17 protein-coding genes are annotated in these 21,291 nt (G+C 44.4%); 2 read left to right on the plus strand and 15 right to left on the minus strand.

Annotation, left to right across the window (positions count from 1 at the left end; genetic code table 11):
• Positions 1-63: 63 nt before the first annotated feature.
• From HXT20_RS06310 to gatC, 9 genes are all read right to left on the minus strand, one after another.
• On the minus strand, positions 64-423 hold the full coding sequence (locus tag HXT20_RS06310) for a chorismate mutase (protein ID WP_004574836.1): 360 nt from the start codon (positions 421-423) through the stop codon (positions 64-66).
• Between the two features lie 7 nt (positions 424-430).
• Positions 431-928, minus strand: coding sequence for an Lrp/AsnC family transcriptional regulator (locus tag HXT20_RS06315; RefSeq protein WP_004114142.1), 498 nt, complete (start codon positions 926-928; stop codon positions 431-433).
• Between the two features lie 432 nt (positions 929-1,360).
• Positions 1,361-3,355, minus strand: a complete 1,995-nt coding sequence (rho, locus tag HXT20_RS06320; RefSeq protein ID WP_004116351.1) for a transcription termination factor Rho — start codon at positions 3,353-3,355, stop codon at positions 1,361-1,363.
• 179 nt (positions 3,356-3,534) lie between these two features.
• Positions 3,535-5,151 (minus strand): NAD(P)/FAD-dependent oxidoreductase, encoded by a 1,617-nt coding sequence (locus HXT20_RS06325; protein ID WP_004114139.1) that lies wholly within the window; start codon positions 5,149-5,151, stop codon positions 3,535-3,537.
• A 103-nt stretch (positions 5,152-5,254) separates the two neighbouring features.
• Positions 5,255-5,569 carry a DUF2469 domain-containing protein gene (locus HXT20_RS06330; RefSeq protein ID WP_004105898.1) on the minus strand — a complete coding sequence of 105 codons (315 nt, stop codon included), beginning with the start codon at positions 5,567-5,569 and terminating at the stop codon, positions 5,255-5,257.
• Positions 5,566-6,489 carry a GNAT family N-acetyltransferase gene (locus HXT20_RS06335; RefSeq protein WP_004114137.1) on the minus strand — a complete coding sequence of 308 codons (924 nt, stop codon included), beginning with the start codon at positions 6,487-6,489 and terminating at the stop codon, positions 5,566-5,568. Before HXT20_RS06335 ends, HXT20_RS06330 begins: the two co-directional genes overlap by 4 nt.
• A gap of 221 nt (positions 6,490-6,710) precedes the next feature.
• Entirely contained in the window at positions 6,711-8,210 is a 1,500-nt protein-coding gene (gene gatB, locus HXT20_RS06340) for an Asp-tRNA(Asn)/Glu-tRNA(Gln) amidotransferase subunit GatB (RefSeq protein ID WP_004574822.1), read from the minus strand.
• Between the two features lie 32 nt (positions 8,211-8,242).
• Positions 8,243-9,784 (minus strand): Asp-tRNA(Asn)/Glu-tRNA(Gln) amidotransferase subunit GatA, encoded by a 1,542-nt coding sequence (gene gatA, locus HXT20_RS06345; RefSeq protein ID WP_004574820.1) that lies wholly within the window; start codon positions 9,782-9,784, stop codon positions 8,243-8,245.
• A gap of 2 nt (positions 9,785-9,786) precedes the next feature.
• Complete coding sequence (gatC, locus tag HXT20_RS06350; RefSeq protein WP_004114131.1) at positions 9,787-10,083, minus strand: Asp-tRNA(Asn)/Glu-tRNA(Gln) amidotransferase subunit GatC; 297 nt, start codon at positions 10,081-10,083, stop codon at positions 9,787-9,789.
• A gap of 498 nt (positions 10,084-10,581) precedes the next feature.
• On the opposite strand from gatC, the gene vly reads away from it, so the two are divergent.
• On the plus strand, positions 10,582-12,132 hold the full coding sequence (gene vly / locus HXT20_RS06355) for a cholesterol-dependent cytolysin vaginolysin (RefSeq protein WP_004574832.1): 1,551 nt from the start codon (positions 10,582-10,584) through the stop codon (positions 12,130-12,132).
• A gap of 142 nt (positions 12,133-12,274) precedes the next feature.
• Here the strand turns inward: vly and HXT20_RS06360 are convergent, their stop codons facing one another.
• The 6 genes from HXT20_RS06360 to clpB form a co-directional block, all read right to left on the minus strand.
• A complete protein-coding gene (locus HXT20_RS06360) occupies positions 12,275-13,279 on the minus strand; it encodes an ABC transporter permease subunit (RefSeq protein ID WP_004114129.1) in 1,005 nt (334 codons plus the stop codon).
• Positions 13,276-14,280, minus strand: a complete 1,005-nt coding sequence (locus HXT20_RS06365) for an ATP-binding cassette domain-containing protein (RefSeq protein ID WP_004114128.1) — start codon at positions 14,278-14,280, stop codon at positions 13,276-13,278. The genes HXT20_RS06360 and HXT20_RS06365 overlap by 4 nt, the downstream gene beginning before the upstream one ends.
• Positions 14,281-14,363: 83 nt before the next feature.
• The gene (locus HXT20_RS06370; protein ID WP_004114127.1) at positions 14,364-15,170 is read right to left on the minus strand and encodes a TrmH family RNA methyltransferase; all 807 of its coding nucleotides are present in this window, start codon (positions 15,168-15,170) and stop codon (positions 14,364-14,366) included.
• A gap of 57 nt (positions 15,171-15,227) precedes the next feature.
• The gene (locus HXT20_RS06375; protein WP_004114126.1) at positions 15,228-16,076 is read right to left on the minus strand and encodes a hypothetical protein; all 849 of its coding nucleotides are present in this window, start codon (positions 16,074-16,076) and stop codon (positions 15,228-15,230) included.
• A gap of 58 nt (positions 16,077-16,134) precedes the next feature.
• Positions 16,135-17,475 (minus strand): DNA recombination protein RmuC, encoded by a 1,341-nt coding sequence (locus HXT20_RS06380; RefSeq protein ID WP_004114125.1) that lies wholly within the window; start codon positions 17,473-17,475, stop codon positions 16,135-16,137.
• Positions 17,476-17,654: 179 nt separating this feature from the next.
• Positions 17,655-20,252: an ATP-dependent chaperone ClpB gene (clpB, locus tag HXT20_RS06385; RefSeq protein WP_248902955.1), complete on the minus strand. Its 2,598-nt coding sequence runs from the start codon at positions 20,250-20,252 to the stop codon at positions 17,655-17,657.
• A gap of 218 nt (positions 20,253-20,470) precedes the next feature.
• Here clpB and HXT20_RS06390 point away from each other — a divergent pair, with 218 nt between their 5' ends.
• Complete coding sequence (locus HXT20_RS06390; RefSeq protein WP_004114123.1) at positions 20,471-21,286, plus strand: fumarylacetoacetate hydrolase family protein; 816 nt, start codon at positions 20,471-20,473, stop codon at positions 21,284-21,286.
• Positions 21,287-21,291 lie beyond the last annotated feature (5 nt).

Below are 21,291 nucleotides of genomic sequence, written 5' to 3' on the forward strand. Positions count from 1 at the left end.
AGATTTTGCTAGATTTTTACTAAATTTGACTAGATTTTTGATTAGATTTGTGGCTATTTTTAACTATTTCTGGCTATCTTTTATTTCTTGATGGCGCTTTTTTGCGGCAGCTACAACAAAATGTAAATATTCGAGCGCGATTTCTTCTTTTAATCCAGATTCTTCAGCAATTTTTTTAAGTCGATTTGCTTGGCGATTTTCTCTAGATTTATCTTCCGCAGCAAGATTTGCGCGAGCTTTTATTTCTCCGACTTTTTCCGTAACTTTAAAGCGCTCTGCAAGAAGTGAAACAACTGCATTGTCAATATTGTCAATCGATTGACGCAACGCAAAAATCTCGCTTATTGAATCGTTGCAATCATTGCAACTCTGTTCAATCTGATGCTTGCGCGCGTCAACCGATTCTTTAGGAAATTCACACATATTACTTCTAATCGAAATAAGTCTGCAAAACCATAGTTGTTTCTGTGCTAACTGGCACAATCCTATGAATCGTGTTAATTAGCTCTTCTAGCTTGCTAGGTGTAGCAACACGAACTACGAGCATAAAACTTGGGCTTCCAGTGATAGAATAGCAGGCTTCAATACCTTCAATATCTTTCAACTTGGCTGGAACAGATGCTTCTTGCTCAAAGTCAAGAGGCGTTACAGCAACAAATGCGCTTACTGGCAAGCCTCTGCGCTCATAGTCAATCAACGCACGGTAACCAGTGATAATTCCTCTGCGCTCAAGCTTTTGTACTCTAGATTGTACGGCAGAAACCGATAATCCAGATGCTTTAGCTAGTCTGGTTAATGTTGCACGACCATCATGTTCAAGAATATCTACAATAATCGCATCTGTAGAATCTATAGGAGCAACTGTGCTCACATTAGCGTTCAAGCCAGAAGGAATATTATTTTCAATCTTATGAGAGTTTCCTGTCATACGACCTCCATCCTCATACAGCGCATCTTCCTGAATACTGTTGTAGATTTCAGATTGCGCTACCCTGCAGTCTCTTCAATCGTATCGTATTTTTTAACGAAAAAGAACAAAATTATATAAAAAATCACGGTTTTTCACATTAAATATCAAATGTTTATGGGAATAAACTTTTGACAAGTAATTATAATTATTTAATTTTCATTATTTACATATGCATAATCAATAGTAAAAATTACCAAGAATAGTGTATTTTATAAGAAATTAATTATATATAAACGTATATTTTTTTATTTTAAAACACAAAATAAGCTTGTAATAAAAACAGTATTAAAAAATAAACAATAAAAATTACCCCTCGATTGATCAAACCAAGGGGTAGTTAAAGTGTATTTTTTAAAGTTATATTTATAAAATTACACGAACATAACCTACTTAAGCAGCGGTTGCTGGCGACCCGCCATTTGTAGAGTTATTCGCTTGCTGCACAATCGCTGCGAGAAAATCGCGATTCGACGCAGTTTTCTTTAAGCGTGGCACCAAAGTCTGATAAGCCTGCTCTGGCTCAAGTCCGCCAAATAGTCGCCTCAAGCGATAAATAATAGGCAATTCTTGAGCAGGAGTAATCAACTCTTCGCGGCGCGTGCCAGAAGAATTAATATCCACTGCTGGGAACAAGCGCTTATCTGCCAAATCGCGACTTAAGCGAAGCTCCATGTTTCCAGTGCCCTTAAACTCTTCGAAAATAACTTCATCCATCTTTGAACCAGTTTCCACCAAAGCGGAAGAAATAATAGTCAAAGAACCGCCATTTTCAATGTTTCGCGCGGCACCAAAGAACTTCTTAGGAGGGTAAAGCGCCTGAGCATCCACGCCACCAGAAAGAATACGGCCAGATGCAGGAGCAGCAATATTGTATGCACGAGCAAGACGAGTCATAGAATCAAGAAGAACAACAACATCTTGGCCAAGCTCTACAAGCCTCTTAGCACGCTCAATCGCAAGCTCCGCAACAGTAGTGTGGTCTGATGCTGGACGGTCAAATGTAGAAGAAATAACCTCACCCTGAACAGTGCGCTCCATGTCGGTAACTTCTTCTGGACGCTCGTCTACAAGAACAACCATCAAATGCACTTCTGGATTATTAACAGCAATCGCGTTCGCAATATTTTGCAAAGTGATTGTTTTACCAGCCTTAGGAGGCGAAACAATCAAACCACGCTGACCCTTACCAATAGGAGCCACAAGGTCAATGATTCTGCCAAGCATACGATTTGGCGTAGTCTCCTGCTTTAAGCGCTCTTGCGGATACAAAGGCGTGAGCTTAGCGAATTGTGGACGATTCTGAGCATCTTCTACGCTCATGCCATTAATGCTGTCAACGCTTTGCAAAGGAACAAATTTTTGGCGCTGATTCCTACGATCACCTTCGCGAGGAGCACGAATAGAGCCTTGAACCGCATCTCCCTTGCGCAAACCATACTTTTTGATTTGGCTCATAGAAACGTAAACATCATTTGGACCAGGCAAATATCCAGAAGTGCGCACAAACGCATAAGATTCAAGCACATCTACAATACCAGCAACTGGAACAAGCTCTTCTTTTGGTTCCTCTCTACGAGAAGCTGATTCACGAGACTCGTGGTCTTCACGAATATCATTGCGATCAGAACGATCATTCCTCGTAGGTCGATCTTCACGCTCTAAATGATCAGAGCGATCCGAGCGGGAATCGTAATCATCTCTATCGCGTCCACGACCACGCATACGGCGTTGATACCTGTCATTCCTATCTGAATGCGTATCATAATCGTCATCGCCATTAGAACGCGAAGCTCCGCGTTGCCTGCGAGATTCAGAATCACGATTTGCATTAGAATCAGAAGACTTTTCACTTGGCAAAGTAGCAAGAATCTGATCTAAATCATCTTCCGTATCATCTGCATCATCCGAGTTATTTCCGCGATAATTATCTTTAAAATCAGACTGACGACGACGCTGAGATTGATTATCACGCGTAAACTCACGACGACGCCTAGACTTACCGCTTCTATTTGAATCAACAGAATCATCAGAATCAGAAGATTCAACAGAATCAGGCAAGCCGAGATTTTCTAACAAATCCTCATCGGCAGACTTGCGAGCAGACTCACCACTATCGTCATCAAAATTGCGACGCGACCTAAAAGATGAAGATGAATCGTATTTAGACTCATCCTCATCATTAAGTGACGAACGACTATCCCTAACAATGCTTTTAGGAACATGTACGCTAACTCCTGCTGGCGCATCCCCACCATTGCGCGCAGCGGTAAGCGTAGCGATCAAATCTGGCTTACGCATTGTAGACGTACCGCGCAGGCCCATTTGCTTCGCAAGATCCTTAAGCTCAGAAAGCTTCATATCATCAAGATTTTGGCTTGTTGCCACAGTTATACCTTTCCCTAACCCCAAGAAACAAACTACTTGGAGCTTTACATGGAAGATTTCGGAAAAATCCGTTGTGAATACAACGATAAGCACATAACAATGTGACTTAATCGCTGATAAATGTATGCTACTACACTCATGCGACTCACAACAACACGGCGTGGCAAAAAGAAAAAACGCTACTTCTTTTCGTGATATGACTTTTCTGTATTAACAGACCAAACATTATCTTTAGACTGTTTTCCACTGTTAATATTAGACACGGCTTCAATAGCAGTAGCCATAGAATGATCCTGGTTATTGTAACGATGCTGACCATTTCTACCAACACAATACAAGTTACCAAAACCATCCAAATACTTAACAAGCTCAGGCATCTGAGCATAAGTATCGAAGTAAGCTGGATAAGCCTTTGGAACACGCTCACGATGCGCATCCAAAACATCATCTTCGCCATCAATAACCTGCATACGAGTAAGCTCATCAATCGCAGATTTACGAGCCTCTTCGTCGCTCATATTCCAAAAATCATCGCCCTCATTGCAGAAGTATTCAAGACCAATCCACACAGTGTTGTCAACATCCTTAACGAGATATGGGCTCCAGTTGTTAAAGATTTGCAAACGACCAACTTTGTATCCTGGATCCTGCACATAAATCCAGCAATCAGGCACAATAGGAGGGTTACCTAACGTTGGAATATCAGTCGTATTACGCAAACGCATACGCTTAACAAGAAGTCCAACGGTTACGAAATCACGGTAAGGCAAGCCTTTAGCAACTCGTTGTAATTCGGCTGGAACCTGCACAGACTCATTTCCTTCGGCGCCATGCTCAATAGCTGCAACCAAATCTTTTATTGGCATAGAAGAAATAAACTGATCCGCATGAAGTTCTTGCTGCAAACCATCTTGATTTTCAACGACAACACTAGAAATTTTACCGTCGCACTGTTTAATAGCAACAACTTTTGCATCTGTTAAAACAGTAGCGCCATTTTCACGGCAACGACGTTCAACAGTCTCCCAAAGCTGACCAGGACCAAGCTTAGGATACCAGAATTCTTCAATCAGTGAAGTTTCAACTTCCTGATTTGCCTTCTTTTTCGGCATAAGCTTAGAGAAAGCATTCTTTAAAACTTCAACAATGCTCAAACCCTTAACTCGCTGAGCACCCCAATCTGCAGAAATCTGACTTGGATGCCTTCCCCAAAGCTTCTCGGTATAGCCCTCAAAGAACATAGAATACAGCTTTTTGCCAAAGCGATTAATGTAGAAGTTTTCGAGGTTTGTTTCTGGCAACTTGTGAATCATAGACCAAAGGTAGCTAAAACCAACCTTCATAGTAAGAACAAAGCCCATAGAGCGCAAAGTAGACGCAGAAAGAGAGATAGGGTAGTCGAAGAAATGATGATTCCAGAAGATTCTAGAAACGCGATGACGCTTAAGCATAACCTCATCTTCGACTTCTGGGTCTGGGCCGCCATTCTCTAAATCGTGGTGTCTGCCAAGTTTTTTGTCGTCGTAAGAAGGAGCGCCTTGAAGTGGCAGCATATCTCGCCACCATTGCATAATTCGATCATCTTTAGAGAAGAATCGGTGACCGCCAATATCCATGCGGTTTCCGTTGTATTTTACAGTGCGAGAAATTCCGCCAAACTCTTTAGATGCTTCAAGAACAGTTACATCGTAGCGGCTAGCTCCGCCATCTTTTACAAGCTCCCATGCAGCCGTCAACCCTGCCGGACCGCCACCAATAATCACTACAGATTGTTTCTGGGATTGTGTATCAGTCAATTTTCCTCCATACCTAAAAGACGCTTTATAAAGTCAAAATCGCAAAATTGCAAGCACGTATCTATATTAAAATCTAAACATAAGCTTTACTAGCATACTCTTATCATGCGATAGATTCTGGAATATCGATATCTGTTTTCTGCACTTCTTCCACATTTACGTCTTTAAACGTAACAATACGAACGTTTTTCACAAACCGCGAAGGGCGGTAAACGTCCCACACCCAAGCGTCTGTTAATTGCACGTCAAAATACACATCTTGACCTGCAGAACGCACGTTAAAATCCACCTTGTTTGCCAAATAGAATCGTCGCTCAGTTTCTACAACATACGTAAAAAGCTTAATAACGTCACGATACTCCTTGTACAACGCAAGCTCGGCGTCAGTTTCGTAATTGTCGAGATCTTCAGCGCTCATCGCTTCCCTTCCGCATTATTGCCATTAGTGTTACGCTTACGACCGCGTCCTATAATACGCCACCATGCGCGTTTAGAAGAATCTTCTTTGACTGTAGCCGCATTATACGGCCACGATTCGTCGGAATTATCTTTGCTAACAGGTATTGCAATTGAATGCTCATGCGCACTTAGCGCTTCACAAACACCAGGATTATCTTCAATAACGTGCAGACCAAAAGCGTCTAAAGAACGAATGGCATCATATTCATCTACGAGAGTGTCCATAACAACAAAATCTTGATATTTTTGATTTTGTGAATCCCACAAAGCATCTCTAGCTGTTCCAGTTTTTACAAAACCAAGAGACTGATAAACAGAAAGAGAACGCGTATTCGCTGCTGGAACACCAACCCAAATCCTATGCAATGCTAAACCAACTGTGTCTGGAGCAAAACCATACGTCATAACTCTAGGCATTGCATCTCTAGAATACCCACGACCCCTATAATCGCGTCCTAGAATCACCTGAATTCTAGCGGATTTAGACCAACCATCAATGTCGATCAAAAAAATCATTCCAATAATATCGCCATTGGTATTTTTAGCGTCATCAATAAGATCTGGCACAATTGACCATGCGATTGTTGGGCGTGATTGAGCATCTCCAACAACCCCAGCATAATCAGACATACTTTTATCATTATTGCCCAAAGACCACTGCACAGAACGCTCAACCCACGCATGAACCATAGCACGTTCAGATTGTGAATCCTTGCCAGTTATAACAGCCGCACCATCAAAAGCATGTAATGAATCCATCCTAGCTAAATCTTCGATGGTTGCTTGCCTAAGACGAGCCATCTCGCCGCGTATTGACGGAATTACAATACTTTCTGGTAACTCTCGAGAGTTTGTAGAGTCAGCATTGACTTCCTGCATATTCACCTGTTTCCTGTACCTAATTGACCTTGCGTTACAAAAAGTTCTACAAAAAGCATAAGCAAAATACAAATGCGTAAGCAACTACAATATAAGATTACACTTTTTGCACTCTACACAATGCTATAAAACACAAGGTTAAAACGCAAAGCATAAAATGCAAAAAGTGCATCTATAAACTATTCTTTTCTAGCTAAATTTTAATCTAACTAAAATTTAAATCAGCCTTTAATCTTTGCCATCACGATCTTAGTAACAGCCTTAGCATCAGCCTGACCTTTAGTCGCACGCATAACAGCGCCAATAATTGCGCCCATCGGCTTCATATTTCCAGCCTTAAGCTTTTCTGCAACTTCAGGATCAGCAGCAAGAGCAGCGTCAACAGCAGCTTCCAAAGCGCCGTCGTCGTTCATAACCTTGAATCCGTGCTTCTTAACAACTTCATCAGGCTTACCCTCGCCAGCCAAAACGCATGCAACAGTTTGCTTAGCGAGCTTATCGTTAAGATTGCCATATGCAATTAGCTTTTCAACTTGCGCCACATCTTGCGGAGTAATAGGCAATTCTTCCAAAGTTACGCCACGAGTGTTTGCTTCGCGAGCAAGCTCACCAAGCCACCACTTCTTAGCGCCAGCAGCACTTGCACCAGCTTTAACGGTTTCTTCAACCAAATCAAGAGCATCCGCGTTAAGAATATCTCGCATTTCAAGATCGCTAATGCCCCATTCGCTTTGCAAACGGTTACGGCGCTCGCGAGGCATTTCTGGCATTTGTGCCTTCATGCGCTCAATATGCTCCTTAGTGATGTGGAGCATAACCAAATCTGGGTCTGGGAAGTAGCGATAATCGTCGGCGTCCGACTTTACTCGGCCGCCAGCAGTAGTCTGAGTTGCCTCATCCCAGTGACGAGTCTCCTGCAAAATCTCGCCGCCTTCGCTCAAAATAGCAGCCTGGCGACGAATTTCGTATTGAAGCGTCTTTTCGATTCCGCGGAATGTGTTCACATTCTTAGTTTCCGAGCGCGTACCGAATGAATCGGTTGGCTTTCTGCGGAGCGAAACGTTTACGTCTGCGCGCATATTGCCCTGCTCCATACGAGCATGGGAGATGTTGAGAGCGCGAACAATATCGCGAATAGCGCGCATGTATGCGCCTGCGATTTCTGGAGCGCGGCTGCCAGCACCTTCGATTGGCTTAGTTACAATCTCGATTAAAGGAACGCCTGCGCGATTGTAATCAACCAAAGAATGATTTGCGCCTTCAATACGACCGTCAGCGCCGCCAACGTGAGTATTCTTACCAGCATCATCCTCAATGTGAGCGCGCTCAATCGGAACTCGGAACACAGTGCCATCTTCCAGCTCAACATCCAAGTAACCATTGCCATTAGTAGGCTTATCGTACTGGGAAATCTGATAATCGCGAGGCATATCTGGGTAGAAGTAGTTTTTACGAGCAAATTGGCTCCACTCAGCAATCTCGCAATGCAATGCCAAACCGAGCTTAATCGCGTAATCAACTGCAGTCTTGTTTACAACTGGCAAAGAGCCTGGCAAACCAAGGCTTACAGGAGTTAGCTGAGTATTTGGCTCGCCACCAAAAGATACTTCTGCTGGGCAAAACAGCTTTGTGCGCGTGCTAAGCTCAACGTGAGTTTCCAAGCCGAAAACTGGGTCAAACTGCTCCACAGCATCGGCGTATTTCATAAGTTTTTCAGCCATGAGAATCCTTCTTATTTAAGCTTTATTTCACTTTACTTAGCCAATGAATCGAGCCAACCAGCTTTAAGCGACTTCCAGATTGGGCCGCTCCACTTTTCTTCGAGCGCTGCTTCCAACGCTGCTGCAGGCTTGTACATCTTTTCATCATGGCATTGCGGAGCAATAATCTGAATGCCAACAGGCAAGCCATCATCGCTCAAGCCAGCTGGGAGGCTCAAAGCTGGAACGCCAGCCATGTTTGCAGGAATCGTAGCAATATCGTTCATGTACATAGAGAGTGGATCGTTCATCTTCTCACCAAACTTGAATGCCGTTGTAGGGCTTGTTGGGGAGACTAGAACATCTACCTTATTAAACGCTTCTTCAAAGTCGCGAATAATAAGCGTACGAACCTTTTGTGCAGAGCCATACCAAGCGTCGTAGTAGCCAGCGGAAAGTGCGTAAGTGCCAAGAATAATACGGCGCTTTACTTCGTCGCCAAAGCCAGCTTCGCGAGTTGCAGCCATCATGTTTGCAGCAGTTTGAGGCTTATCTGCTGGTGGCATTACGCGCAAACCGTAGCGCATGCCGTCGTAGCGAGCCAAATTAGAGCTAACTTCGGAAGGCATAATAATGTAGTAAGCAGCCAGCGAGTAAGGGAAGTGAGGGCAGGAAACTTCCGTAACCTCTGCACCCATATCCTTAAGCAGCTGCACAGCCTCATTAAAGCGAGCTTCAACGCCTGGCTGGAAGCCATCGCCACTAAGCTCCTTAACAAGACCAACTTTTACGCCCTTCAAATCTCGGCGAGCGCCCTCGCGCGCAGCCTGAGCCATTGGAGGAACAGGAGCTGGAATCGAAGTGGAATCGCGCCTATCGTTGCCGCCAATAATCTCTTGCAAAAGTGCAGAGTCAAGAACGGTACGAGAAACAGGTCCAATCTGATCCAAGGAACTTGCCATAGCGATTGCACCAAAACGGCTAACACCGCCATAAGTTGGCTTTGCGCCGACTGTACCAGTTAAAGCACCTGGCTGACGAATAGAGCCACCTGTATCTGTACCCAAAGCAATAGGAGCCTCGAATGCAGCAACAGCTGCAGCTGAACCGCCGCCGGAACCACCAGGAACACGCTCAGTATCCCAAGGATTGCAAGTAGTTTGATAAGCAGAATGTTCTGTAGAAGAACCTTGAGCAAACTCATCCAAATTAGTCTTGCCGAGAATTGGCATGCCAGCTGCTTTGAGCTTTTCAATAACAGTAGCATCGTAAGGCGGAACCCAGCCTTCAAGAATCTTAGATGCTGCAGTAGTAGGAATGCCCTTAGTAACAATCATGTCTTTAATGGCAATTGGAACGCCTGCAAGCTCAGGTAAGCCTTCGGCTTCGCCATTAGCGTTCTTTTTATCAAAAGCATCTGCTTGTTCAAGTGCAACATCTGCAGAAACATGCAAGAATGCTTTGATTTCTGGCTCGGCTGCTTCGATTACTGCCAAGTGAGCTTCAACAAGCTCGCGGCTAGAAACTTCTTTAGCTTTTACAGCTTTTGCCATATCGGCAGCAGAAAGCTTTACTAAATCTTGAGTATTAGTCATGTTTATTCCTCCCCCAAAATTCGAGGTGCTACAAACATGCCAGACTCACTTCTAGGAGCGCCAGAAAGCGCTTCTTCTTGAGTCAATGGCGTAGCAGGCTCGTCTGGGCGCAAATACGCTTCAAGAGGTACTGGATTTGCAGTAGGTGGCACATCTTCGCCAGCAACTTCCTGCACTTTGTTAATAGATTCTGCAATGACGTTTAATTCGCCTTGCAAGCGACTGATTTCTTCGTCGCTAAGCGCAATCTGGGATAGAACGCCCAGATGCTCAATTTCTTCGCGTGTGAATGTTGGCATAACCTCAACTATATGTGTGATGCGTGACCTTCTTATAGAAGAAAAAAGCAATATTGATAAAAGATTTACACACGTTACTGTAGAAATATTTTCCCAATTTTAGAACATGATTGTCGATCCATATTTTCTAGGGAAAATTATGTGTAATATTAAAAAAATTTTATTAGTGAGACAATAAGCGAAATAACAATTATTATCACATACAGTTTTCATAAAATTAACGAGTATAAAATAGTGAAGACGAGGGTCTATGCATGTCAACACGCCATGAAATGGAAATAATTCAATAAAAGAATGTTGGCATTCCAACCTTCTTCATACGTTTATTTGCAGAATAAAAAAATTTGTTTTATTTCACTATCCCAGAAATAAAAAAGCATGTAATAATTAAATGCTATGAGATATTAAGCTAATGCAGCGAAGCATTCCATGCATAGAAGCAAATAAGTTACGGTATCTCATAAAAAATAACATAAAATATAAAATTGAAGGACACATATGAATAACACAAAGTTCTACCGTAATGCAGCAATGTTGCTCCTCGCGGGCGCAACTATTATTCCACAATGCTTAGCAGCACCAGCAATGGCCGCTCCTGCAGCTAAGGATTCTGAGCCAACCGCATCTTGCGCAGCCAAGAAGGACTCGTTGAATAATTATTTGTGGGATTTGCAATACGATAAAACAAACATTCTCGCCCGTCATGGCGAAACCATTGACAACAAATTCTCTAGCGATAGCTTCAACAAGGGCGATGAATTCGTTGTTGTTGAGCATCAGAAGAAGAACATCACAAATACAACTTCAAACTTGTCGGTTACTTCCGCCAACGATGATCGCGTATACCCAGGTGCTCTTTTCCGCGCTGACCAGAATTTGATGGACAATATGCCAAGCCTGATTTCCGCAAACCGCGCTCCAATCACGTTGAGCGTTGATTTGCCAGGCTTCCACGGCGGCGAAAGTGCTGTAACTGTTCAGCGCCCAACCAAGAGCTCTGTAACTTCCACAGTGAACGGCTTAGTTTCCAAGTGGAATGCACAGTACGCTGCAAGCCATCATGTTGCAGCTCGCATGCAGTACGATTCTGCAAGCGCACAAAGCATGAACCAGCTCAAGGCAAAGTTTGGTGCTGATTTCGCCAAGATTGGCGTTCCGCTGAAGATTGATTTCGACGCTGTGCACAAGGGCGAAAAGCAGACTCAAATTGTGAACTTCAAGCAGACCTACTACACCGTAAGTGTTGATGCTCCAGATAGCCCAGCTGACTTCTTCGCACCATGCACTACGCCAGAAAGCTTGAAGAGCCGCGGAGTAGACAGCAAGCGTCCGCCAGTATATGTGTCCAACGTAGCTTACGGCCGTTCAATGTACGTAAAGTTCGACACCCGCAGCAAGAGCACCGATTTCCAGGCTGCTGTTGAAGCTGCAATCAAGGGTGTTGAAATCAAGCCAAATACCGAGTTCCACCGCATTTTGCAGAACACTTCTGTAACTGCTGTAATTCTCGGCGGCAGCGCAAACGGTGCAGCCAAGGTTATTACCGGCAACGTCGACACGTTGAAGGCTTTGATTCAAGAAGGCGCAAATTTGAGCACCTCCAGCCCAGCAGTTCCAATTGCTTACACCACTTCCTTCGTCAAGGATAACGAAGTAGCAACTTTGCAAACCAATAGCGATTACGTTGAAACCAAGGTTTCTTCCTACCGCGACGGCTACTTGACTTTGGATCACCGTGGAGCTTACGTAGCTCGCTACTACATCTACTGGGATGAGTACGGCACCGAGATTGACGGCACTCCTTACGTGCGTTCTCGCGCTTGGGAAGGCAATGGCAAGTATCGTACAGCTCACTTCAACACCACTATTCAGTTCAAGGGCAATGTGCGTAACCTCCGCATCAAGCTTGTTGAGAAGACCGGCTTGGCTTGGGAACCATGGCGTACAGTATATGACCGTTCCGATTTGCCACTGGTTCGCCAGCGCACAATCAAGAACTGGGGCACCACCTTGTGGCCACGAGTTGCTGAAACTGTGAAGAACGACTGATACTTATCACAATTTCAAAAAATAACTTAATAAAGATAATTTAATAAATAATAAATTAAATATAAGTGAATACAATTAAGGGCTTTATCTTGTAGTCGGTTACGAGATAAAGCCCTTGTTGTTTGCTAAATATTATTTGTAGTTAAATATCGCGATGTTTTTCAACAACGTGGCCAATTGCATACATGACTACGCCCCAAGCGAGAACCACCAAGCCTGATTGCCACCATGTAAAAACATATGCGTTTGGTGGAAGTTGCCGCCCAGAACTAGCGGAGACTCCTAAGAATTGGCTTGCAGCATTGCCTGGCAAAATCTGAATAAGTATTGAAGTCCACTTCGCAAAATTGCTTGCAAGCATAATAATGCTAACAATGGCCTGCAGAATCATCACGGCTCCAATAACGCACATAATTCCGCCAGCAGTTGACTTGCAAATCATGCCAAAACCGTAGGCCATTGCTGACACAACAACCATAATTGCAGGAGAGCCAAGGAACAGAGTAAGCGGCAATTTCCACACGTTGCTTCCCGATAATCCGGAAATGTTATCTCCCATAAAAGCTAATTCTGCAGCAGCTAAAGAAACTGCCATTGCAATAAGTTGGGCTACAAAAACATAGATTGCAACCGCAATAAACTTAGCCGTAAAGAACATACCCCTTTTAGGTACAGCCGTAAGAGAAGCCTGAATTGAAGTCGTAGAATGTTCCGCAGTTACAGCAAGCACTGCAAAAATCGCCAAAACAATCAAAGATATAGAAGCAAAGCTAACGACCAAGCGGAAAATGCTTTCTTGAGATGCAATAAGGTCACTTTTATCGCTCGGTCCAACAGTAATTGCAGCGCTTGATTTACTTTGATTTGCTCCATTCTTAATGTCAACTTTAGACATTGCTTTCTGCACAAGCGCGATTATAAAGCTGAAAATTACTGGCAAAACAATTGTTAATGCCATGCACCACCACGTAGACGCAAGTCCGCGCAGCTTAACAATTTCAGATTTAAGCGTGTGCATAAATGTAAGGCGTAAGTGCTGAGCGTTCATGCTACGGCCAGTCTTGTATGCGTTAGATTGATATGCATTAGATTGGTGTGCGTTAGATTCAGCCAATTGCACTTGCTGATTTGCTACTTGCTCACTCATTTTGCACTCCCCTGATTATTAAATTGAGCTACACTTTGCTCAGCAGGATTTAAGTTTCCGGAAGGAATAGTCCTAGTCACGTACTGCTCTTGGCCATGCGTAAGAGCCAAATATGCTTCCTCAAGCGATGCATGCTCTTGATTCAGCTGATAAACCATGATTTGATTATCTGCAATTTCGCGAGCAAGCTGATTAAGCTCGCATCCTGTTATTCTGAGGAGCTCGCCTTCTTGAACGTCTTGAGGAGTGCGAACATCTTGCAAAATCTTGCATTCAGGATGATTTTGAGCAAGCACAGACTTTAGCTTTTCGCCTTCTGGAGTCACAAGTCGCACAGCGTGCTGCGAATGTGCATTAACAAAATCTTGTACTGTTGTACGCTTCAAAATTTCGCCATGCGCAATAATCACAAGGTTATCTGCAGTAAGCGCAACTTCGCTCATTAAGTGCGAACTAAGTAGTATTGCTCGACCTTGGCTTGCGTAATACTTGCACAATTCGCGAACCCACTTAACGCCTTCTGGATCCAAACCGTTAATTGGCTCATCCAAAATGAGATTGTGCGGGTCTGCTAAAAGCGCTGCAGCAATCGAAAGACGCTGGCTCATGCCAAGCGAGAACGAACCTGCTTTGCGGGTTTTAACACTTGATAATCCAGTAATATCAATCACTTCGTCAACGCGCTTTTTTGATATTCCATGAGTTAAAGCCAATGAATACAAGTGATTGTAAGCGGAACGACCTCTGTGGGCAGACTTTGCATCAAGAACTGCTCCAACTTCCGTCATTGGGGATGCGATTTTTGCGTAAGGTTTTCCGTCAATAAGAGAAGTGCCACTATTGGCGTGAATAAGATTTAACGCGCAACGCATGGTAGTAGATTTACCAGCGCCATTAGGACCTAAAAAGCCCGTGACTCTACCGTCTTCGGCGACGAAAGAAACGTCGTTAAGCGTTGTTTTTGCGCCGAAACGCTTTGTAATATGTTGGAATTCTAACATAGCTTAACAGTATCACAAATAAAAAAAAATACACATTAAATGTAAGCGTTTATGAGTACAGACTGTTGAATTTTAATTAATATTTAGCAATTTGGTGCTGCATGTTGCGCAATCCACGCGTGCATGGAAACAGCCGCAGCAGCTCCTGCGTTTAGAGAGCGAACAGAGCCAAATTGCGAAATATAAACAACGTCATCCGCCATCTCTAGTGCTTTTTTAGAAAGACCTGGACCTTCCGCGCCAAAAAGCATAAGGCAACGTTTAGGGAACTTGTAGTTTTCCATAGCAACAGCGCCTGGAATAATGTCGAGCGCTATAACGCGCGCGTTTTTAGCGTCTTGTTCCTTAATATTTGCGATTTTTTCGGCTTCTTTATTGCCTTCTGCTTGTGCTTTAAGCAAAAGTTGATGCGCTTCTTCTGCTTCTTTAAGCATATTTTCGCGCCAATTAGTTACTAGAGTTTCAATAGTTGGGCAGCATTCAACGTATTGGTATAGCTCGGTCATTAACGAGCCTTTACGATTCCATTTATGAGGCCCTACGATATACACTTTTTTCGCAGTAAACGCGTTTGCAGTGCGAACCATAGAGCCTATATTAAAATCGTGAGTCCAATTTTCTACAGCTACTTCAAACTCATGACGGCCTTTAGAATCGAGATCCGCTTTTATGGCTTCTACTTTCCAGTACCGGTAACGGTCTAGGACGTTACGTTGGTCGCCTTCGTCTAGTAATTCAGTGCTAAACCGCGCATCATAATTTGGCGATTCTGGATTATCTGGACGAGGTTCACCTGGATGCTCGTCTTCCCATGGGCCAACTCCTATAGGTCGAAATTCTGGCTCATCGGAAGCTTTTGCAGCCAAAGTAATTGGATTCGGTTCGTGCATGTGTGAGTTTTGCTCCGTTTAATACTTTTTCTTAGTATTGGCAGCTAGTAATTGCAACTAATCTTGGCAGCCGTCAGTTGCGCAATCGCCTGTGCAACCTGACTTGCAATGACCGCCACAGCAATTGTCTTCACAGCAAGGCTCAGTGCAACCATCGTGAGCGCAATCACCAGTGCACTCTACTTTGCAATGACCACCGCAGCAGTTATCTTCACAGCATGGCTCAGTGCAACCATCATGCTTGCAATCACCAGTGCATTTAACCTCGCAATGACCGCCACAGCAGTTGTCGTTGCAGCAATCGTCGCGATCTGCATCTGCACGTAATTCTTCTTCATCGAAAGCTTGAACAAATGCCATTTTAGTACTCTCCTCACTTATTGGATTTACTAATTGAAGATGCCTTGTGCCTTGTTCGTCGGCGTCAACACCACCAATTAATGCAACTATAGCAAGAATTTGCGCGCCTTGCTGATTAACAATGCCAAAATCAAGACTTAATTCATTTCCGTGTCGTAAAGTCACAAGCGAAGAAGTTTGAACATACGATTTTTCAGAGAGCCAAGAGTCAAGTAACAATACTCGCTTGCCTTTAACAGACGGACCTTTTGTTGCAGGAAAAACAAAATCCATAACAAAGCCGTCGAGTGCAATTCCTTTACGTTCTGCAGCATGAATAAGTGCAAAAACCATTGGAACTGCAGCGGCAGTTAACGCACCAACAGCGTCAACATCGCGCTCTAACGAATACCCAGCTTTCTCAATTGAGTCAAAAAGAACATCACCAACTAGCTTAGAGCCGCGCTGAGCAAATGTAACAGAAAACAGTTCGCTAAATGGTTTCGCGCTCATATCTGCATAAAGCATGCGTTTAAGTTCCGCGCGTTCCTCTTGTAATTCTGTCATTTTTGCACTCCTTAGCGTTTAGAGTTCTTCAATTTTTTATGCTTTAATGTTTTTACGCTTAATGATCTTCTACTGATACTTCTGGAGCGCTCAGCTCTTTAACATCAGCTTTATCGGAATCTATAAGATCTATTGAAGCAATAACTTTACTTTGGTCTAACTTCTGAAGTTTACGCGCTGTTACCAACACTCTAGACTCAAGTGAGGAAGCAAACTTATTGTAAGCTGCGACTGTTCTTGCCAAAGATACGCCAAGCTTTGAAGCATTTTCTCCAAGAACCGCAAAGCGATCGTACAATTCTCGAGATAAATCGAAAAGTTCTTTTGCGTCATCTGTAAGACTTTGCTGCTGCCATGCGTATGCAACAGACTTAAGCACAGCCCACAAGGTAACTGGGGAAGTGAGGGCTACTTTTTGCGCAAAAGCATCATCCATAAGTGTTGGATCCGCCTCAAGGGCCGCCTGAAGCAATGCTTCGTTTGGAATAAATGCAACTACAAAGTCTGGTGCTGTTTCAAAAGCCTGCCAATATGCTTTAGCTCCTAATGCTCTAACGTGCTCTCGCAAAGCCTTAGCGTGCGCTTTTAGAAGCTCACTTCTTCTAGCTAATTCTTCGTCGCTTGCGTTATCTGGGATTTCGCAAGCGCGCTGATAATCCGCATATGGAACTTTTGCATCAACTGGAATTGTTTTGCCTCCTGGCAGATGCACAACCATATCTGGCCTCTGCTGTTCGCCATTTACTCCCGTTACAACAACCTGCGTATCAAAATCAACATGCTCAAGCAAACCTGCAGATTCCACAATATTCTTTAGTTGAGCCTCGCCCCAAGCTCCGCGAACCTTATTATTTCGCAATGCTGCAGAAAGCGAACTTGTTTCGCGGTCAAGCCTTGCTTGCTGCTCGCTTAAGCCTTTAAGCTGAGTGTTCAGCGCACCCATTTCTTGCTTACGCCCTTCTTCAATCTGCGAAACTTTATTCTTCAAAGCTTCGAGATTGTCTTTTACTGGAGCAAGCGCTTCCAAGACTTTGCCTTGCTCTTTCAAAGTTTTCTCACGATTTAACCGTTCGCGTTCTTCTCGCTCTGTTCGCAATTGCTCTTCGCGATTCACTCGCAATTGCTCTGCTTGCTGCGCTTTAGCAAGTTCTGCTTCAACAAACTTTAATCGCTCAGCAAGCTGCTCTGCTTGCGTGCGATATCGTATAGCCTGATTGCCATTTTCTTGCGCTTGCGCGCGCGCTTGTTCATACTGAGAGTGCAATTCGTTAAATTCGCGCTGGTTTACGCCATTAGCGCCTTGCGTTCCAGAGTTGTGCTTAACAATAGCCAGCACAACAATGGCGGTTATTACAACAGCAACCACCATTAAAACAAGCATCACAATATTATCGAACATACGTTCTATTAAACACTACTGGTTCGACTTTTGAAACATAATTAGACACGCGTATTATTGCATAGAAAAATAAGCGTTATGCAACAAAATAGCGCGCTGCATACTGGAAAATAATCCAATAAACAGCACGCTTTGTTTTATTTGACTACATTATTTGACTACATTAAAAAATGCAGGCACTACGCAATCTTTAGGGTCACATGGTCGCTAGTATTCTCACAATCCGCAACTATGCGAGCACCATCATGTACCTTTCCAGAAAGCAGCAATCGCGCAAGTTGATCGCCAATTTCCGTTTGAACTAATCTGCGCAACGGACGAGCACCATAAACTGGATCGTAGCCATGCTCTGCAAGCCAAGCGCGAGCAGAATCGCTCACATCCAAGCTAATGCGGCGGTCGCTCAAGCGTGCAGCCACTTGACGAACTTGAATATCCACAATTCCACCAAGCTCTTCGCGGCTCAACGGATGGAACATAACAAGCTCATCCAAACGGTTGATGAACTCTGGCTTAAACTCAGCATGAACAGCGTTCATAACAGCCTTGCGTTTAGCAGCATCGTCCAAGCCTTCTTGCACAAGGAATTGCGAACCCAAGTTTGATGTCATAATCAAAATCGTATTCGTAAAATCAACCGTTCTACCCTGACCGTCAGTCAAACGACCATCATCCAAAACCTGCAACAAAATGTCGAATACTTCTGGATGTGCCTTCTCAACTTCGTCAAAAAGCACTACAGAATACGGGCGTCTACGCACAGCTTCAGTAAGCTGACCGCCTTCCTCGTAGCCAATGTAGCCAGGAGCAGCACCGATTAGACGAGAAACGGAAGACTTTTCCATGTACTCGCTCATATCAATGCGAACCATTGCACGCTCGTCGTCAAACAAGAAGTCAGCAAGAGCCTTTGCAAGCTCCGTCTTACCAACGCCAGTAGGACCCAAGAATAGGAACGAACCAGTCGGGCGATTCGGGTCTGCAATTCCAGCACGGCTTCTGCGCACAGCATCCGCTATAGCCTGGATTGCTTCGCTTTGACCAACAACGCGCTTAGAAAGCTCCTTTTCCATGTTGAGCAGCTTCTCATTTTCGCCTTGCATCAAGCGGCCAACAGGAATACCCGTCCATTCGCTAACGACTCCAGCAATAGAATCAGCATCAACCTGGTCTGGAACCATCGGCTCTTTCGCTTCACTCTTAGCATTAGCAGCAGCCTGTGATTCCGCTTCTTCCAAAGCTTTTTGAATGCTTGGAATTTCGCCATACAAAATACGGCTTGCCTGCTCCAAGTTGCCTTCGCGCGTGAATTTGTCGGCTTCTACGCGTTTAGCGTCGAGTTGCGCTCGCAAATCGCCAACCTTGTTATGGCCAGCCTTTTCCGCATCCCAACGCGCCTTCAAACCAGCAAGCTTTTCGCGCGAGTTTGCTAATTCTTCTTGCAACTTTTCTAAGCGTTCGCGCGCAGCAGCATCTTCCGCCTTCTTTAATTGCATTTCTTCCATTTCAAGACGCGTAACTTTGCGCTGCAATTCATCAATCTCTTCTGGCGAAGAATCAAGCTCCATACGTAAGTGAGCTGCCGCTTCATCCACCAAATCAATCGCCTTATCTGGAAGCTGTCTGCCAGTAATATAGCGGTTTGAAAGCGTTGCTGCAGCTACGATTGCATCGTCACTAATAGTCACCTTGTGATGTGCTTCGTAACGTTGCTTAAGTCCGCGCAAAATCGTCACCGTATCTTCAACAGATGGCTCGCCAACAAACACTTGCTGGAATCTACGTTCAAGCGCCGAATCCTTTTCAATATGCTCGCGATACTCGTTAAGCGTAGTTGCGCCAACCAAGCGCAGCTCGCCGCGCGCAAGCATTGGCTTAAGCATATTGCCAGCATCCATTGAACCTTCTGCAGATCCTGCGCCAACAACAGTGTGAATTTCGTCAATAAACGTAATAATTTGACCGTCTGATTGTTGAATTTCCTTCAACACTGCCTTTAAGCGTTCCTCAAATTCGCCGCGATACTTCGAACCTGCAACCATCGAAGCCAAGTCGAGACTGATAAGACGCTTGTTTTGCAAAGTTGTAGGCACATCTCCTGCAACGATTCGCTGAGCCAATCCTTCTACAACTGCCGTTTTTCCAACGCCTGGCTCGCCAATTAGCACAGGATTATTCTTCGTGCGGCGAGAAAGAATCTGAATCACGCGACGAATTTCCTGGTCTCGTCCAATTACTGGATCGAGCTTTCCTTCGCGAGCGCGCGCAGTCATATCAACCGAATATTTTTCGAGCGCTTTGTAGTTGCCTTCCGCATCTGGGCTTGTAACTTTCGCGCCTCCGCGTACAGTTGGCACAGCCTTGCGCAACGCGTCTGCGGAAACGTTGTGCTTTTTGAAAATATCCGCAACTGCATTCGGCGCGCTTGCAACTATGCCAATAAGCATGTGCTCTGTAGAAACGTATTCGTCTCCCATTGTGCGCATTTCTTTTTCTGCCTGGCTTAGCGCAGCTAAAAGCTGACGGCTTGCGTCTGGCTTAGTTGTAGTTGAGCCAGTAGATGAAGGCAGTGCCACTAATGCGTTGCGAATTTCAGCGCCGATTTGTTGCGCATCTGCACCAGCCTGTGCAATAAGCGCGCGCACTACGCCTTGCTCTTGGCGAAGTAAAGCATCTGCCAAATGTAACGTATCAACTTGCGCATTGCCAGCTGCCGCCGCGCTTTGCACAGCATCACTTAATGCATCTTGCGCTAAGGTCGTAAATTTTTGTTCCATATTTACCCCCATTTGCACCGCTATCTAGCGGATTTTAGGTGATTTACGTGCACTTTTTGCGATTGCACTCAAACCACATTCTGTCAATTTCTAAAACTTGAGTCTACTACACTCAAGTTTTGTTTTCAAGATGTTTGTGGCGTTTTCTTATACAACGGTTGCTTGCGACTTTTCCTAAGTATTTTCCTAAGTATTAAATATGTCGTAATCTTAAAAATATGAGAATTGCACGTTTTTCGTATAATGAAGTTCCGCAGTACGCTTTCGTTCAAAAAGACGAAGCAGACGGTAAGGATTATTTAGTAGCGCTAGAAGGCCATCCACTAAGCCCTCAAGGAGTTAAACCAACAGGTAAGCGCTACGAGTTAGACACCGATGGCGTGCGCCTGCTTGCACCAGTAATTCCTTCAAAAGTCTACGGATTGGCAAAAAACTACGATACGCGTTCTGCTGAAGAGCGCGCATCTTCTGCTGTGTTGTCAAGTCACACGGCAGCAGACATGGTGATTTTTACAAAGCCGAGCACATCTGTAATAGGACCTGACGATCCGATTGTTATTCCGGCTTTTTCGAACGATATGAATTTTGAGCCAGAAGTGGCTGTTGTTATGGGCAAAATCGCCAAAAATGTGTCGGTAGATAAGGCAATGGACTACGTTTTTGGCTTTACATGTGTAAACGACGTGACTTTGCGTGATTGCGCAGGCAGCGATCCAATGTTTACGCGCGCAAAAGGATTCGACACGTCTTGCCCACTTGGTCCATGGATTACAACCGAGCTAAATTGGCGAGACGCGCATATCTCGTTTACGCTTAATGGCGAAAATGTTCCGGAAGCTGACGGCACTACAGCGCGATTGATTCACAGTATCCCAGAGCAAATTGCTGCGATTTCAAGCTTCTCAACGCTTCTTCCAGGAGATGTTATTTTGACTGGAACGCCGTATCCAGCAGGAACTTTGCACGCTGGCGACGAAGCGATTGTGCATGTAAATGGTATTGGTTCGCTGCGCAATGTGATTATGCATGCGTGAGAAAT

The organism is Gardnerella sp. DNF00109, assembly GCF_049262845.1.
GTDB lineage: Bacteria > Actinomycetota > Actinomycetes > Actinomycetales > Bifidobacteriaceae > Bifidobacterium > Bifidobacterium vaginale.